Here is a 1158-nt window from a genome sequence, read left to right on the forward strand (position 1 = left end):
TCAGAATTTCTTACCGGACGCTTCCTCCCTCTCTCTCCGCTCCCGATTCCGGGAGATAAGTCTGTTGATTGACAGATGGAGCAAAGACCAAAGGAAGAGGTTCAAGAACAAGAGGTAGGTGACATTCATACGCTGGGCCAGCAGCAAGTTCAACGCTATGAAGAAGACCGATACGCACAGGATCGTCACCATCACCATCCGCACACGCATGCCCGTGCGCAACAGCTTATGGTGGAAATGGTTCTTATCCGGTAAAAAAGGGTTCTTGTGCTCGCGAAGACGGTGCAGGACTACACGGATAACGTCCAACAACGGTACCAACACCGTGGAGAAGGCGATCACCAGGTAGGGATTCGACCGATCCGGGAACGAGCCGTTCGACACGCACAGGTGGATGACCAGGAAGCTGAGCACGTAGCCCAGCGTCAGGCTGCCGGCGTCGCCCATGAAAAGCTTATGCCCACGGTTCGCGTTGCCGAAGACGTTGTAACACCAAAAGGGCATCAGGATACCCAGCGTGCTGAACGCAAGCAGGGCGTAAATGTATTGCCCTTGGATCAAAAAGACCACGCCCAAGACCGACAGGGCGATGCAACACAGACCCGAGGCCAGACCGTCGATACCGTCAATCAGGTTGATGGCGTTCGTCACGTAGACCACGGAGAAGACCGTGACCGGAACGCCCAGCAAGGCCGGGACGGAATAGATCCCGAACAGGCCACCCAACGAGTCGAGCCAGTTGCCGGACAACACCAACAGAAAGGCAGACACGACCTGCACGACGAACTTGTAACGGTAACCCACACCCACCAAGTCGTCGCAGACACCCACCAAGTAAAGCAGCGTCATCCCCACGAACAGGAAAAGATACTCGTGCAGCATGCCAAGCGAGAGACCCCACAAGTCCGAGGGCCACAGGCAAAGGCGAAAGCCCATCAACAAGGCCATCGACATCAGGATAACCGGAAAGAACGACAATCCGCCCAAACGGGGGACAGGGGCCGTATGCACCTTGCGGGAGTCCGGGATATCATACAGGCGTTTCTTGTGCGAGATCACCAGGATCCTCGGGATGATGACCATGCCTAAAAACACGGAGATCAACAATCCGCACGGTAATAATAATAACGGTACTTGCGTCATACTCATACTCTCTCA

The 1158-nt window shown here is 55.0% G+C and carries 1 protein-coding gene; it reads right to left on the reverse strand.

Going from position 1 to position 1158, the window contains the following annotated elements:
• Complete coding sequence (locus E5342_RS18990; protein WP_121737553.1) at positions 1–1149, reverse strand: MraY family glycosyltransferase; 1149 nt, start codon at positions 1147–1149, stop codon at positions 1–3.
• Between the last annotated feature and the right edge of the window lie 9 nt (positions 1150–1158).

The sequence above is a fragment of the Parabacteroides distasonis genome (assembly GCF_004793765.1).
GTDB classification, from domain to species: Bacteria; Bacteroidota; Bacteroidia; order Bacteroidales; family Tannerellaceae; genus Parabacteroides; species Parabacteroides distasonis_A.